Annotated in this window: 12 protein-coding genes; 8 read left to right on the top strand and 4 right to left on the bottom strand. The window is 65.6% G+C overall.

The window, feature by feature from the left end:
- The first annotated feature begins 28 nt into the window (after positions 1-28).
- From ACPTTF_RS19325 to ACPTTF_RS19300, 6 genes are all read left to right on the top strand, one after another.
- Positions 29-691 carry an OmpA family protein gene (locus ACPTTF_RS19325; protein WP_423367796.1) on the top strand — a complete coding sequence of 221 codons (663 nt, stop codon included), beginning with the start codon at positions 29-31 and terminating at the stop codon, positions 689-691.
- Positions 692-1,094: 403 nt separating this feature from the next.
- Positions 1,095-2,240 (top strand): DUF2827 family protein, encoded by a 1,146-nt coding sequence (locus ACPTTF_RS19320; RefSeq protein ID WP_166965881.1) that lies wholly within the window; start codon positions 1,095-1,097, stop codon positions 2,238-2,240.
- 14 nt (positions 2,241-2,254) lie between these two features.
- The gene (locus ACPTTF_RS19315; RefSeq protein WP_423367795.1) at positions 2,255-3,409 is read left to right on the top strand and encodes a DUF2827 domain-containing protein; all 1,155 of its coding nucleotides are present in this window, start codon (positions 2,255-2,257) and stop codon (positions 3,407-3,409) included.
- Positions 3,410-3,435: 26 nt separating this feature from the next.
- On the top strand, positions 3,436-3,903 hold the full coding sequence (locus ACPTTF_RS19310; RefSeq protein WP_423367794.1) for a DUF4019 domain-containing protein: 468 nt from the start codon (positions 3,436-3,438) through the stop codon (positions 3,901-3,903).
- A gap of 30 nt (positions 3,904-3,933) precedes the next feature.
- Complete coding sequence (locus tag ACPTTF_RS19305) at positions 3,934-5,070, top strand: DUF2827 family protein (protein ID WP_166965887.1); 1,137 nt, start codon at positions 3,934-3,936, stop codon at positions 5,068-5,070.
- Between the two features lie 24 nt (positions 5,071-5,094).
- Positions 5,095-7,062 carry an FkbM family methyltransferase gene (locus ACPTTF_RS19300; RefSeq protein WP_423367793.1) on the top strand — a complete coding sequence of 656 codons (1,968 nt, stop codon included), beginning with the start codon at positions 5,095-5,097 and terminating at the stop codon, positions 7,060-7,062.
- 133 nt (positions 7,063-7,195) lie between these two features.
- On the opposite strand, the gene ACPTTF_RS19295 is transcribed toward ACPTTF_RS19300, so the two are convergent.
- The 3 genes from ACPTTF_RS19295 to ACPTTF_RS19285 form a co-directional block, all read right to left on the bottom strand.
- Positions 7,196-7,618: a hypothetical protein gene (locus ACPTTF_RS19295; protein WP_407062455.1), complete on the bottom strand. Its 423-nt coding sequence runs from the start codon at positions 7,616-7,618 to the stop codon at positions 7,196-7,198.
- 87 nt (positions 7,619-7,705) lie between these two features.
- Entirely contained in the window at positions 7,706-8,521 is an 816-nt protein-coding gene (locus tag ACPTTF_RS19290) for an EAL domain-containing protein (protein WP_423367792.1), read from the bottom strand.
- Between the two features lie 784 nt (positions 8,522-9,305).
- Complete coding sequence (locus ACPTTF_RS19285) at positions 9,306-10,448, bottom strand: DUF2827 domain-containing protein (RefSeq protein WP_423367791.1); 1,143 nt, start codon at positions 10,446-10,448, stop codon at positions 9,306-9,308.
- 432 nt (positions 10,449-10,880) lie between these two features.
- Here ACPTTF_RS19285 and ACPTTF_RS19280 point away from each other — a divergent pair, with 432 nt between their 5' ends.
- Both ACPTTF_RS19280 and ACPTTF_RS19275 read left to right on the top strand, forming a co-directional pair.
- Positions 10,881-12,203 (top strand): galactosyl transferase GMA12/MNN10 domain protein, encoded by a 1,323-nt coding sequence (locus ACPTTF_RS19280; protein WP_423367790.1) that lies wholly within the window; start codon positions 10,881-10,883, stop codon positions 12,201-12,203.
- 203 nt (positions 12,204-12,406) lie between these two features.
- Positions 12,407-13,105 (top strand): hypothetical protein, encoded by a 699-nt coding sequence (locus ACPTTF_RS19275; RefSeq protein WP_423367789.1) that lies wholly within the window; start codon positions 12,407-12,409, stop codon positions 13,103-13,105.
- Between the two features lie 100 nt (positions 13,106-13,205).
- On the opposite strand, the gene ACPTTF_RS19270 is transcribed toward ACPTTF_RS19275, so the two are convergent.
- Positions 13,206-15,320 carry a phosphocholine-specific phospholipase C gene (locus ACPTTF_RS19270; RefSeq protein ID WP_423367788.1) on the bottom strand — a complete coding sequence of 705 codons (2,115 nt, stop codon included), beginning with the start codon at positions 15,318-15,320 and terminating at the stop codon, positions 13,206-13,208.
- Positions 15,321-15,615 lie beyond the last annotated feature (295 nt).

The raw sequence follows: 15,615 nt of genomic DNA, 5'->3' as shown, positions 1-15,615 counted from the left end.
AGTCAACCCAAGCATTGAGGATGTAACCGTGAACAAACTCGCTCTTGCGCTCGCACTTTCCGCAACGGCCCTCGCCGCGTGCTCGACCGCATCCGGCCCGACCTACAGCGCTTCCGAACTGCAGCCGCGCGACGGCGTGCGCACCTTCCAGGTGGACTGCCATGGCCTGTTGTCCGGCCCGCAAACGTGCATGAAGGCTGCCCGCAAGATCTGCGGCGAAGAGCCGGTGCGCGCCGTCGACTCGGCCCGCGCGCTGCGCGACAAATCCGATCCCGCGACGCTCGTGTTCCAGTGCGGCGCGGCACCGGCCGAAGCGGCCTCGGCCGCCACGCCGGCGGCCGCCGTCGTCGAACAGGTCAACCTGTCGGGCGACGCGCTGTTTGCCACCGACCACGCGACGCTTGCCCCGACCGCGCGCGAATCGCTCGACCGTTTGCTGAGCGAGCGTGCAGACCACACGTACTCGCAGGTGAGCGTCACCGGCTTTACGGATTCGGTGGGCAGCGACGACTACAACCTCGCGCTGTCGAAGCGCCGCGCCGAATCGGTCGCGGCGTACCTGAAGGCACACGGCCTGAAGACCGACTCGTTGACGGTCTCGGGCCGCGGCAAGGCCGATCCGGTCGCGTCCAACGCGACGCCTGAAGGCCGAGCCAGCAACCGCCGCGTCGAAATCCGCCTGCAGCACTGAGCGGGCCGCCGCCGCGCGCGGCGCCCCGATCCGGCCGGCCTCCAGCGCCGCGCCGGACCCGCATCCGACCTCTGCCGGACAACCCGGGCGCCGCTTCGCCGGCACCTGGCTCCCATTGACCGGCAGCTATGTCAAAGTTCGTCACACCCCGCCAAAACCGGCGGTTTCCGTGCCACAATCGCCGCAGACAGTCGCCGGGGCAACCTGCCCGAATCGCGCGCCGTGCCAGGCGTGCCCGATGACACGCCGGGAACCGGCTGCCGCCTTCGCGAACCAGGTCGCCCGATTCGCCCGCTGCGGCGCACCGGCGCAACTGCAACCATGACAATCCACGGCGCGCCGCTTCCAGGCCAGACGCTCGACGCGATGCCCGGACGCACGCCGCCGCAGAGGAAACCAACCGGTGACGGACATCAATGAAGCCGCCTCGGGCGGCACCCGCAAGCAACGGCCGGCCGTCGGCATCTCGCTGTTTGCGCGGGACGGCCAGGCGATCTGGGAAAACGGGATACACCAGAACATCGCGTTCCTCGCGATGATGCTCAAGCGCTCGGATCGCGTCGGCCCTGTCTACTTCCTGAACGGCGGCGACGCCAACGCGCTGCCGGCCGGCCTCGAACTCGACGGCCTCGACATCCCGCTCGTGAAGCCCTCCGACGTCACGCACGAACTCGACGTCGTGATCGAAATGGGCGCGCAGTTGCCGGTGGAGTGGCTCCGACACATGAAGGCACTCGGCAAGAAAATCGCCGCGTTCTTCTGCGGGCACGTGTACGCGGGCCTGTGCGAAACCCCGATCTTCGGCAAGCCGTCGGGGCACGTCTTCAACGGCGCGCCGTTCGACGAAGTTTGGCTGCTGCCGCAATACGACAAGACCGCGGCGCCGATGCTGCAGACCATCCTGCGCGCGCCCGTCCACCTGATGCCGCACATCTGGTCGCCGTACTTCCTCGAGCGGCGCATCGCCGCGCTCGCCGCGGAAGGCGCGACGTTCGGCTATCGGCCCGGCCGCCGCCCGTGGTACCTGGCGATGCTCGAGCCGAACATCTCGGTCGCCAAGTCCTGCCACTACCCGATGCTGGCATGCGACGAGTTCTATCGCGCGCGGCCGGACGCGGTGCAGCACATGTTCGTCGTCAATGCGATGCACATGAAGGAGCATCCGACCTTCGTGCACTTCGCGAACAGCCTCGATCTCGTGCGCCAGCACAAGGCGACCTTCGAGCCGCGCCTCGACCTGCCGGGCTTCATGGCGCGCCACGCGGATGCGGTCGTGTCGCACCACTGGGAAAACGGGCAGAACTATCTGTATTACGACGTGCTGTACGGCGGCTATCCGCTGATCCACAACTCGACGCTGATCGGCGACGCCGGCTATTACTACCCGGACTTCGATTCCGCCGCGGGCGGCCGTGCGCTGCTCGACGCGTGGCTGCATCACGACGAACGCCTCGACGACTACCGCGCGAAGGCCGGCCGGCTGCTGCAGTCGGTCTCGATCGACAACCCCGCGAACCTCGACGCGTTCGTCTCGCGTCTGGTCGCCTGAACCGGAGAATACGCATGTCGGACTCCAATGCCCGTCAAGCGCCCGGCGAGGGCAAGCGTCTCGTCGTCGGCGTGTCGCTGTTCGTGCGCGGCGCCGGCCAGTCGCTGTGGGAAAACGGCATCTTCCAGAACTGCCTGCTGCTGATCCTGCTGCTGCGCCAGTCGCCGCTCGTCGCCGAAGCCGTGATGGTGAACGGCGGCGAACAGGTCGCCGATCCGCAGATGATGCTCGGCGAATGGAACGTGCCGTTGCTGTCGATGGACGAAGCGCTGGAACGCTGCGACGTGCTGATCGAAATGAGCGCGCAGTTCGGCGCGGATTACCTGCGCGCGTTCCGCGAGCGCGGCGGCAAGGTCGTCACGATGCGGGTCGGCAACGACTACGTGATCGACATCGAACGCGCGATGTTCGACAAGCCGTCGGGTTTCCTGTTCTCGGGCGCGCCGTACGACGCCGTGTGGACGATTCCCGAATTCGAGCGCTCGTGCCTGCACTATTACCAGACGGGCCTGCGCGCGCCCGTGACGATCGTCCCGCACATCTGGCACCCGATGCTGTTCGACAAGGCGCGCGCGACGCTCGGCGCCGGGCTGTCGTTCGGCTATGAGCCCGGCAAGCCGCGCTGGCGCGTGACGATGTTCGAGCCGAACATCTGCATGGTGAAGACGAGCGTCATCCCGATGCTAGTGGCCGAGGAAGCATATCGCGCGAAACCCGATTTCCTCGAGTTCGTGCGCGTGTGCAACACGCTGCACCTGAAGGAACATGCGACGTTCGTCCATTTCGCGAAGAGCCTCGACATCGTGAACCACGGGATCACGACGTTCGAGAGCCGCTACGCGGTGTACGAGTTCATGGCCGCGTACGGCGATGCGGTGGTGTCGCACACGTGGGAAAACGCGCAGAACTACCTGTACTACGAGCTGCTGTACGGTGACTACCCGCTGATCCACAACTCGCCGTTCCTCGGCAAGGCCGGGTATTTCTATCCGGACTTCGACTGCCAGGCCGGCGGCCGCGCGCTGCTGCAGGCGTTCGCCGAGCACGACGCGAACCTGGAAGCGTACCGCGAGCAGTCGAGGCACGTGCTCAGCTCCGTGAGCATCTACAACCCCGCGAACGTCACCGCCTATACGGACGCGATCGCCACCCTCTATCGCGACGCGTGACGCGCCGCCTTCTTCCGGACTCCGACATGACCGCACGCACGACCCTCACCCGCGCCAAATGGCTGATCGGCTGCGCCGTTGCTTCGATCGCGATCGGCGCGCATGCGCAAGCCGAAGGCGAATCGGCCGACGCGCTGCTCCGCGACTCGGACGCCGTGTTCAAGCAGCTCGACGCCGGCCAGTACAGTGCGGTGTGGACCGATGCCGCCGGGTTCGTGAAGGCGCGCATCAAGCAGGACCAGTTCGCGTCGGACATGCAGCGTGCGCGCCAGTCGGTCGGCACGGTCCGCCATCGCGGCTGGGCGCAGATCACGCGTATCCGCTTTACCAACGCGTCGACGACGCCCGACGGGCTCTACGCGAACGTCGATTACGCGACGACGCTGACGAGCGGCACGACCATGTTCGAGAAGCTGAGCTTCCGCCTCGAGGACGACGGCCGCTGGCACCTGACCGGCTATGTGCCGCGCCAGTCGCAGAACTACACGCCGTAAGCCGCGCAACGCCCGCACCACGGAGCCGTCATGAAACTCAATGTCGCGATAACGATGAACGTGCAGCGCGACGCGACGCAGTCGATCTGGTACAACGGCGCGAACCAGCACTGCGTGTACCTGTACATGCTGCTGAAGCAGTCGCCGCTGATCGGCGAGGTCTGGCTCGCGCACGACGAAGGCGTCACCGAGTATCCGCAGGCGCTGATGATGGACGCGTTCGGCGACGCGCTGCGGCCGCTGTCGGCCGTCGTCCACCAGACCGACCTGCTGATCGAGATGAACGCGTTCATCGACTCGTCCCACACGGAAGCCGTGCGCCGGCGTGGCGGCAAGTGCGTGTCGTACCGCTTCGGCAACGACTACGTGATCGCCGTCGAGACGATCAACTTCGAGAAGAACCAGTGGCGGCCGAACCCGCACCGTGTGCAGTTCGACGAGATCTGGACCAACCCGCAGCACATGCACACGTGCGCAGCGTATTTCCAGGCCGTGTACCGCGCGCCGGTGATCGAGCTGCCGCACATCTGGTCGCCGTATTTCATCGAGCGCAGCCTCGATGCCGATCCTGAACTGAAGGCGCGCTTCGGCTATCGCAACCACGGCCCCGCGAAGCGCATCGCGTTCTTCGAGCCGAACCTGAATGTCGTGAAGAGCTCGATCGTGCCGATGCTCGCCGCAAACGCGTGCTACGTCGAACATCCGGAGCTCGTCGAGCACGTGTACATGACCAACACGTTCGACAAGAAGGAAAACGTCGCCTTCAAGCATCTCGCGCTCGGGCTCGAGATGGTGCGCGACGGCAAGGCCACCGCCGACGTGCGCGCGCCGTTCGTCGCGTGGGCCGCGCATCACACCGACATCGTCGTGTCCCATCACTGGGAAAACGGCCTCAACTACCTGCTGTACGACGCGCTGTACGGCAACTACCCGCTCGTGCACAACTCGCCGTTCCTGCGCGACGTCGGCTACTACTATCCGGATTTCGAGATCTTCGATGCGGCACGCGCGATCGCGACCGCCGCGCAGACGCACGACGCGCGGCTCGACGACTACGCGGCCGCAGCCCGCCGCTGCCTGCACCAGGTCGACACGCTCGCCGAACACAACGTCCGCGCGTATTCCGCGCAAATCCAGCACCTGTTCGCCGATCGAGTGCTCGGCTGACCTCATTCGTCCCCGCTACTACCCATGAATCAGACCGTCCGCAATTTCGTCGTGATCGATTCGATTCACGGTCCGTTCGTCATCAACCGGCACTGCGCGTATCAGGCCGAGGCACTGATCAAGACCGGGCGGCCGCACATCCAGGCCGAGCTCGACACGATCCTGAGGGTGATCGACCAGTTGCCGGACGATGCGATCGCTGTGGACGGCGGTGCGAATGCGGGGCTCGTATGCGTGCCGATCGCCCACCGGTTGCGGGCGCGCGGCGGCCGCGTGTACGCGTTCGAGCCGCAGCGCACGCTGTTCCATGCGCTCGGCGGCACCGTTGCGCTCAACCAGCTCGACAACGTCCACCTGCTGAACATGGGGCTGGCCGGCGCCAACGGCACGATGAAGGTGCCCGACGTCGACTACGGACAGGACGCCGACTTCGGCCAGGTCTCGCTCGTCGACGCGCACGCGGAAGGCGGCACGCCGACGCCCGTCATCAGGCTCGACTCGCTCGGCCTGCCGCGGCTGGATTTCCTGAAGCTTGACATCGAAGGCATGGAGATCGACGCGCTGCGCGGCGCACGCGGTCTGATCGAGACGCATCTTCCCTGGTGCTGGATCGAATACTGGAAAGTCGGCGAGGCGCCGATCATCGCCACCTTTGCCGGCCTCGACTATACGTTCTACCGGATCGACCGGCTGAACCTGCTTTGCGTGCCGAACCCGCGCTGGGACCGGCAGCGGCTGGTCATCTCGATCGAGCCGATCGCCGTCGCATCGCCGGCCGAAAACGATACGAACCCCGCGGCAACCGCCGACACCGACGCGCCTGAAACGAACTGGAACCGCGCGCTCGACCATGAGTCGCGCTGCGAGTGGGGACATGCAATCGGCCGCTGGCAACGTGCGCGCGGCCGCGGGCTCGACGACGATGCGATCGCGCTGCAACTCGCGTCGTGCTACGGCTTCGCCGGGGCACCCGACGCCGGGCTCGCGGCGCTCGAACACTTCGGCGATCCGGCCGCGCTACCCGACTCAACGCGCGGACGCATCGAGCTGTCGCGTTCGTTGCTGCTGCTGCGCGCCGGCCGGCGCGACGAAGCCGCTCGCGCCACCATTGCGAGCGAAAACGTCCTGACGGCCGCGCAGTTCGGACTGCCGACGGAGCGGCTCTACCAGGGCCAGCCGCTGCAGGGCAAGCGGCTGCTGGTGCTCAGCTACGGCGGTGTCGGCGACCAGCTCCAGTACGCGCGCTACCTGCATGCCCTCGACACGCTCGGCTGCGCGAGCGTGACCGTCGTCGTTCCGGACGCGCTGACGGGCCTGATGCGTCATTCGTTCCCGCACATCGAATTCATCGGCGCGCACGGCGCGTGGGTCGACGCGTCGCAGATCGCCCACGACTACTGGTGTTCGTTCCTGGTGCTCGCCGCATTGTTCGGCTACGCGCCGGCGCCCGCAGGATCGGCGGCCGCGTACCTGTCTTGCCCGCCCGAGCACGCGGCCGCGTGGCGCGAGCGCGTGTCACGCGACGGCCACGGCGCCGGCATCCGTCGCATCGGGCTCAACTGGCGCGGACGCGACGAAAGCGACGCGCGCTTCCATCGCGCGGCCAGCCTGCGCGACTTCGCGCCGCTGACGCGGATGCACGGCCACGCCGCGTACTGCATCAACCGCGACCTGTCCGCGCAGTCCGAGCAATCGGACCTGCCGGTGACATTCCCGCATCACACGATCGGCAATTTCAGCGACCTGGCGGCGCTGATGCTCGCGCTGGACGCCGTGGTGACCACCTGCACCGCGCACGTCCACCTCGCCGGCGCGCTCGGCGTGCCGGCCGTGCTGCTGCTCAGCCCGAAAGCCGACGCGCGCTGGGAAACCGGCTCGCGCACCGCCCTGTATCCGGGGGTCCGGATCGTGCGCGCCGCGCACGTCGGCCAATGGGACGACGCGGTCGACCGCGCGATGGCGTTCGTGCTCGGCGGATTCGGGAAGGATTGATCGGTTTGCCGGGAGGTTCGCCGGGAGATTTGCCGCGAGTCCGGGCCGCTACGCGCGAATGATGCCGACGCGGGCCACGCGCATCGCGCTGTGCCGGGGGCACGCCACCGGCACGAACAGGCGTGAAAAGGCGCTACACCAGCACCCGGTCGCCGCTCTGCGCGGCGAACACACGGCCGTGCCGCCGGCCCGTCCGTGCGAGCACGGCGAAGCAACGCGCCACCAGCCGGCTGGCGCCGCCGGACTGCTTGACGAGGCTGTCGGATACACCACGCGCGATCGCCGAATCGTCGCCGCACGCGCCCGCGATCACACCCGCGTAATAGTGCCGCGCGGCCAGTTCGCGGCCGCCGGCATCGAGCGGCTTCATCCGCCGAATGCGACGCGCAATGGCTTTCAGGCCGTCGAGATACGGCGCGACGTCGATCGGCACTTCGGTCGATTCGGCGCCCAGCTGCCACAGCATGTCGGCCAGCTCGGCGATCGCGACGAGCTCGCGTGCACCGGCCACCTGCGTGCCCGTTCCGCCTCCGGCCTTCGTCCCCGCCATGCCCATGCCCCTTTGCGATTCGTCCCGGCCACGCGCCGGCCACGCCCGACACCGGCGTGCATCGTGCACGCCGCCCCGCCTGTTACCGCGCCGTCACGCGGCAGCCGGCGACCGCCATGAAAAGCGGATGCCCTGCGCCCAGGCGACGCCGGCATCCACGATGATCTGCCGGTCGATCTCGCTCTCCACGCCTTCGACGACGACGTGCCGCGCGCCTTCATGCGCGAACGCGATCAGCCTGCGGAACTGGTAGCGCCCGATCGCGTTGCGCTTGATCATCGACAGGATCGAACGATCGAGCTTCACGATGTCGGGATTGCCGACCACCAGGTTGTTCAATGCGCTGAAGCCGACCCCGAAATCGTCGATCGCGATGCGGCACCCGGCCTGCCGGAAGCGGTTCACGAACGAACGACCCGCGACGGGATTCAGCGGCCCCGTCTCCGTGATCTCGACCACGAGCCGCGCCGCGACCGACGGCTCGCGCTCGAGCCGCCTGAAGATGGCCAGCCACGCGTCGTCGACGACCGCGCTCGTCGCCGCCACATTGCAGCCGTAGACGGCAGCCGGATCGGCGCGCAGCGCGTCGATCGTCCGGCCGACCACGAGCCGGTCGAACCACCGCATCAGCCCGAGCGCCTCGAGGCGCGGCAGGAACGCGAGCGGCGGCAGCGCATCGCGCTCGCCCCACCGCAATCGCGCCAGGCATTCCTGGTACAGCACACCGCCCGACAGGTCGGCCCGGCACACGGGCTCTTGCGCGAACCCGAGGCGGCTTTCCACGAAACTGCGTACCGACGCGAGGTCGGGATGATCGTCGGGGGAGCCGAACACGAGATCGATGTCGTCACGATTCACTTCCCGATTTGCTTCCTGATTCGCCCCCTGGCGAGCTTCGACCGCATTCATCCGGCGCTCCGGCAAATGGCGAGCCGCCGTTCGCGGCTCGACCTCAAGAAACATGCGGAGCAAGCCGACCATGACGCGCTCCGCCGCCTACCCGGCCCATCCTGTTATGTCGATCTTTTCCGGGAGCGTACTTTTCGCTTCGGCGCGCCGTCAAATTCGATATTTTCAACGATATCCAGTTACTGGAAATACACCATGCATGCACGATACCGAATGTGCGACAGGTCACACTAACGCAAATCACCGAACCCCGATCCGGATATTGTTTATTCCGACCACCTAAACAAGCTTATCCGAATCAATTCCCACGTAATTTGCGGGCCTCGCAAATCGGGAAATCTTCAATTAATCTGATAAATACCGGCCTGTGAGCACCACCCCGCTCGCTACCATGCCGGCCGTGAAGGCTGGCCACCCGGTTTGCTCTTCGCTGAAAACCGGCCGCCGCACGTCATTCGATCGTCGCAGCGTTCAATTTTCCCGTTTCAAACGAATTATTAAATTTCTAAACCGAATAAAACAGCCTTTAATCGATAATATCAAGTTAAATCATATGATGATTATCAATTGAACCATTTTTAACAATCTTAAAGACTTGTTAACCTCTAAAATGATTTCCGACGGACTTCCCTCGGAGCCGTCAATTTCGTGCCTTCAAAAACCGTCGAACCGATCGGGTTCGGCGGTTTCTTTTTTAACGGCATTATTTCGTCAGACATTAGGGCGGGACAATCCCGATGGCGGACCGCGGCGCAACGGTGTGCGCCGCGGGAAAAATCGGGCCTTATGCGGCCGATGCGCCGACCAGGTTCGCGAGCAGTGCGTCGTATTCGGCGACGAGCGCCGGATTCGCCGACGTATAGCGGCCAAGGATCTCGCGCTGGCGCCGCGTGTACGCTTCCCAGTCGTCATCGTGCGTATGCAGCGCACGCAACAGCGCATCGGCGCCCTGCTGCACGTCGTTGTCCGGATAGTAGTAGCCGAGATCGGGCGCGAGGCTCGCGTTGTGCACGAGCGGATAGCCCTGCCAGCACACGTCGAAATAAAAGTAGTTGAGCGGGTTCGACCATTGGTGCGACACGACGATATCGGTCAGGTCGGCGAGGAACAGCGGCGTGTCGAAGCGCCCGACGAAACTCGCCTTGCCCGCGCGCACGATGTCCAGGTAGTTCATCAGCATCACGAACTCGGGGCTGTCGTGCGCGAGGCGATCGGCGTTCGTCACGTGCGTGAAGCAGATCGCGTCGGGGTCGCGCCGATACGCTTCGTCGATGATCAGCATCGGATACACGCAGAACTTCACGACGTTGTGGTTCGGCTCCATCACCGTCAGCCGCTTGCCCGGCTCGCTGCGCGGCCGGTATTCGCCCTGCTCCGGCAGCGACTGCGCACGCGCGCTCAGGAACATCGGATCCCACACGAACGGCACGACGCGCCCCGGGCAGCGGCGCAGCGACTGCAGGAACGGCAGCGACGACGGCGCGATCTGCGGAATCGCCCACACCTCGTCGTAGCCGCGGTTGATGAACAGCGAATCCCACAGCCGGCGGCCGAACAGCATCGATTCCATCGCGTTGATGTACTCGACGCCGCAGCAGTAGCTGACGAGCTTCGCGCCGCGTGCTTTCAGGTAGGCCGTCTGCTCGGCGTCGATCTGCCCGCCGAGCTCGATCACCACGTCGAGCGAATCCTTCATGTCGGCGAACGCGCGCGTGTCGAACACGTTGCGATCCCACGGCAGCGCGTCGGTGAGCGGCACGTCGGTGGTGTTGACCAGCGTCACGCGGTAGCCATGCGGCGAAGCCATCAGCAGCTTCGCGAGAAACAGCGCGTTCTGCTTGATGCCGTTGATCCACAGGCTTTCGTCGGGGGCACGCAGGCCGATCGTGATACCGATGCGCAGGCCGTTCAGGACAGGAGACGTCATCGTCGGCGGGATGAGAGGTTGGATGGGGATGGAATGGATGCAGTGTAGCGCGCGAAGCGCCGCCCGCGTCAAGCGGCGCACGCCCACGGCAACCCGGCATTTTAGCGGAGCACCGGCCGCATACTGTCAGGGATGGTCAGCGCCCCTCCGGCGCAAGCAAATCCGCGAGACGGTTGTGCGATACTCGGGCGACCCGCCGCGCCACCGGGTTGCCGGGCGGTATCGGCACCGGGGCCGGCAGAAAACGACCTCGCAGCAACGCTGCTGAAAAATGGCTGACAGAATGGAACGCGACGCCGCGCAAGTCTTCCGGGCAATCCGTCACGAGCAGGGGCGGCACGCGCGGCAAAGCATGCCCGGCCGCGAAGCCGCGCCGACACGCACCGCGCCCGGCGCCCGCCGTCCTCCGCTGCGCGACCTTCGGAGCGCACGATGATCGTCCTCAGCCATTTCAGTCAGGCCGCACCCGCCAGCCTCGACAATCACCGGCAATACGCACAGGCGCACGGCTATCGCCACGCATTCGTCGACGCCTGCGCGATGCCGCAGGCGCTGCCGCTGCGGCCGCTGTATCGCTACGAATCGCTGCTCCACGTGCTGCGCGGCGCGCAGCCCGACGAACTCGTGCTGCTGCTCAGCGAAGACGCGGCGATCATCGAGCCCGTCGCGCTCGATCGCCTGATGCGCGGCCGCGACATGCTGTTCGTCGACGCGTTCGCGCCCCCGCTGCCGCAGGTCGACGTGCAGATCTGGCGCAACACGCCGGCCGTGCGGGCGATCGTGATGCAACTGGTGCAGCGCTGCAAGCTCGGCAGCGAACCGCGGCTGACCTCGGAGGCCGCGCTGTTCGCGGCGCTCGACACGCATCACTACATGACGCAAATCGACGGGCTGTATCCGGTCATGCCGTCCAGCCCCGACCTCGATCCGATGTGGAGCCGCGAACCGACGTTCGCAATCAGCATCGACGACACCCCGGACGATCCCGAACGGAAAGGCGCGACGCCCCGCTTCCGCGACACGCTCGTGGCGTACGTCAATCGATGCCGTGCGGCCGGCCGGCCGATGTTCTCGTTCGATCACGACGCCGCGCGCACGCCGGACGAAGCCGCCGAGCGCAGCACCTACAACCCCGGCCGTTCGATTGCGTTGATGACGCTCTACACGCCGAACATCGGCAGCTATGCGCGCATCGCCGAACGGAATTTCCGGCGCTACAGCGACGCGCACGGCTACACGCTCTACGTGCATCGCGACATTCCCGCCGAAATCGGCATGAAGGCGACCGGCAACTGGTTCAAGCCGTGGCTGCTGCATGCGTACCTGCAGCATCATGAATGGGTCGTGTGGCTCGATGCCGACGTGCTGATCGCCGATCAGCAGCAAGCGCTGGAACCGCTGCTCGAAGGCCGCGACTGGCTGCTCGCGCAGGACATCGGCCAGTGGGCGTTCAACTCGGGCGTGATGGCGTTCCGCCGCACCGAGCGCAACGACGCAATGCTGCGCGACATGATGGCGACGATCGCCGCGCTGCACGACCGGTCGAGCGTCTATGCGAGCGACGGCGACCAGCTGCATTTCATTCGCGCGATGGAGCGCGACGGGCAATTGCACGGCGAAGGCGTGGCCGATCTCGTCAGCTTCAACACGCCCTGGCTGTTTCGCCGCACGGACAGCTACATCGTGCATTACTACGGGATGTGGTCCGCGATGCGGGCGCTGATGATGGCGCAGGACGACGGGCTGCTACGCTGACGCCTTCGTCCGGAGCCGCTCGCACGACTGGACGTTTGTTCTATCCAGCCGCATGGGTTGTCGCATGTCGGGAAGAAAGACGAGCAACGCAGTGTGATGGGGCCTCGAACCGTTGATCGCGGCGTTTGCGACTGCGCACGAATAGGTGGATCCGTTACATCGATACGATCATTTTTTCGAACCAGCCTTGATGGGAGGTCAGATTGGAACAGATCGGGTATTCATGGCCCACGTTTGATCAACTCACCCAGCACCTGGTCAAGTCGATCAATCCGAGCAATATCCTGGATATCGGGGCCGGAGGCGGGAAATACGGGCGCCTGCTCAAGAAGGTCGTGCCGGATTGCCGTTTCACGGCGCTGGAATGCGATGAGGAGACGCATCCGTTCCTGATCGAGAACGGGTACGACGACATCATTTCCGGTGTCAGCGACACGCTTTATGAACGATCCGGCGACGCGTACGACACGGTCATCCTGGGAGATGTCATCGAACACATGCGCCACTCCCACGGTCGCGATTTACTGGAATTTCTCAACTACCGATCGCGATACATCATCATCTCGACCCCCGAGTGCATGCCGATGAGCACCGCATCGTACTTCGAGAGCCACAACTCCGTATGGCGGCCCGACTCATTCATGTGGCATGACTTCTGGGCGCATCAGCAATGCGGAATCATGCATTTTTATTTGCTCAGGGGGCACCTCGACTGGAACGCAACGCGCCTCGACGCTCTCGTGAACTCCGCAAATGCTTCGAGCCTGTTCAATACGCGCGCCAGCAGCGAACTCGAGGCCACCAACGAGAAATTGCTCCAGCCAGTCAACCTGACGCTCCATGACTCCCGATACATGGAAAAAATCGATGGCGACCAATATGCGGTCTTTCGCCCCATGTGATTGCGTGACCCTGAATGAGAAAGGCGCCATGCGGCGCCTTTCTCATTTCTGACATACCCTCATCGCGTGCCGGCGCGGGCCCGGCACGCACGGATAACCGTCAGATCGGCGCGGTCGTCGGCGCCACGGCGGCCGGGTCGGTGATGCTGGCCTTGCCGGTTTCGACGTGCCCCGCGATGCGGCGCGTCCAGCCCGTATTCCCCGCCACTGCGAACTGCAGGTCGTACCAGTGGCTGCTGCACGACAGATCCCAGTGTGCCTCGACGCTCTTGCCCGGCGGAATCGTCAGCGTGCGTGCCGCGGTGCCGTACGCGACGTCGGTCGCCGTGACCGTCAGCGCGCTGGCGCCCGCATTGGCGAGCGTCACGTACACGTCGCCGTTGGCGACGTCGTAGCACGCGGTGATTTCAGGCTTCGCGCCGGCATCCGCGGCGGCCGATCCCGCGAAGCGCCGGAAATAGCCGTTCGGCCCCCACACGCTCACCAGGTAGTTCCCGCTCGCATCGAGCGTCCACGTATCGGTCAGCTGCTTGCCCGCTTCGACCGTGTAGCGGCGCGGCATCGCGGTGGGGTCGCCCGTATAGGCCCAGAAATGCGCGCCCTGCGTGCCGGTGTTCGCGAACGTCACCGCGTAGCCTTGGGCCTGCAGCTGGCCCGTCACGTGCAATTCGTACGGCAGCGCGCGCGCCAGCCGCGTGCCGGGCTCCTGCGCCGTCACGACCTGCTGCGCGGTGCTGGCCGGTGCGGTCTGCGACGACGCGCGCGAACATTGCAGGTCCGCCTGCGCGACATACGCCTGCGTGCTCGGCAGGGTCGGCAGTGTGGCATCCGATTTGGAGAAGTCGAGCGCCGACGTCAGGTCGCCGCAGATCGCGCGGCGCCACGGCGAGATGTTCGTTTCCATCACGCCGAAGCGCTTCTCGATGAATTGCAGCACCGACGTGTGATCGAAGACCTGCGAGCAGACGAAGCCGCCCTTCGACCACGGCGAGACCACGAACATCGGCACGCGCGGGCCGAGGCCGTACGGCAGGTTGTCGGCCGTGTAAGTGCCCGTCTGCGTCGAGGTCACGACGTTGTGCCGCTCGAGCGACACGTCCACGGTGCTCATGCCGGAGCCCGGCAGCGTCGGTGCCGACGGCGGCACGACGTGATCGAAGAAGCCGTCGTTCTCGTCGTACATGACGAGCAGGACGGTCTTGCTCCACACGTCCGGATTCGACGTCAGCGCATCGAGAATGGTCGACAGGTAGTACGCGCCGTAGAGCGGCGTGAACTTCGGATGCTCCGAATACGCGGCGGGCGGCAGCAACCACGAGACCTGCGGCAGCGCGTTCGCCTGCACGTCGGCCTTCAGCTGCGTGATCGGGCGCGTGCTCATCCCGCGCGTCTGCAGCGACGAACCGGCCGGCGCATTCACGAAGTTGTTGAAGCACGCGAGCATGTTCGTGCCGTAGTTGCCGGTGAAGTTGTCGAACCCGGTGCCCTGCTGATAGATCTGCCACGAGATGCCCGCTTTCTCGAGGCGCTCCGGATACGTCGTCCAGCTGAAGGGCGGCAACTGGATCTTGTCGAACTGGTTGTCGATGTAGTCGGTGTTGTCGAGCAGCGGGCCGCCGCCCGTGCCGAGCGGGTCGACCATGCCCGTCATCAGGTACATGCGGTTCGGGTGCGTGTTGCCCGGGATCGAGCAGAAGTAGTTGTCGCACACGGTGAACGCGTCCGCGAGCGCGTAATGGAACGGGATGTCGTCGCGGACGTGGTAGCCCATCGTCATGTTCGACTTCTGCACCGCCCATTGATCCGCGCGGCCGTTGTCGATCGCGCCGTGCGTCGTCGCCCACGTATGCGGCAGGCCGCCGATGCACTGCGCGTTCACGCCCGGGTTGGTCGTGTCGTAGCGGAACGGCGCGATCACGCTCGTCTTGTCTTCCTGCCGCGGCTGGAACCACACCGGCTTGCCGTTCGGCAGCGTGACCGGGAAGCGGTCGTTATAGCCGCGCACGCCGCTCAGGTGACCGAGGTAGTGGTCGAACGAGCGGTTTTCCTGCATGAACACGACGATGTGCTGGACATCCTGGATCGTGCCCGTCACGGTATTCGGCTCGATCGCCAGCGCCTTGCGGATCGATTCGGGAAGGAGTGCGGTGGCGGCGGTCGCGCCGGCGAGGCCGGCGGAGAACTTCAGAAAATCGCGTCGCGAATGGGTGGCCATGCTGGTTGCTCTTGATTGGATTTCTGGTGGAAACGGCCGGGATCAGGAAGCGGGCGACGAGGCAGGCGCGGTGAAACCGGGCGGGCAGTGCATCTGCGCGGTGGCGACCACGCCGCCGCCGCATGCGGCCTTCTGCTGCGCTACAGGTGCGGCGGGTGCAGCCAGGTCGTCGTTGCAGGCACCGAGGAGTGCTGTCAGCGCGATCAGACCAACGACCGCGAAAGGCCGTAGGGCCGACTTTCGCATAACTTCTCTCCGTGGATGTGATGACGTGACACAGGCGCGGGTGCGCACC

Source organism: Burkholderia crassaminum (assembly GCF_964265005.1).
GTDB lineage: Bacteria > Pseudomonadota > Gammaproteobacteria > Burkholderiales > Burkholderiaceae > Burkholderia.
This window is presented reverse-complemented; position numbering and strand designations above follow the sequence as displayed.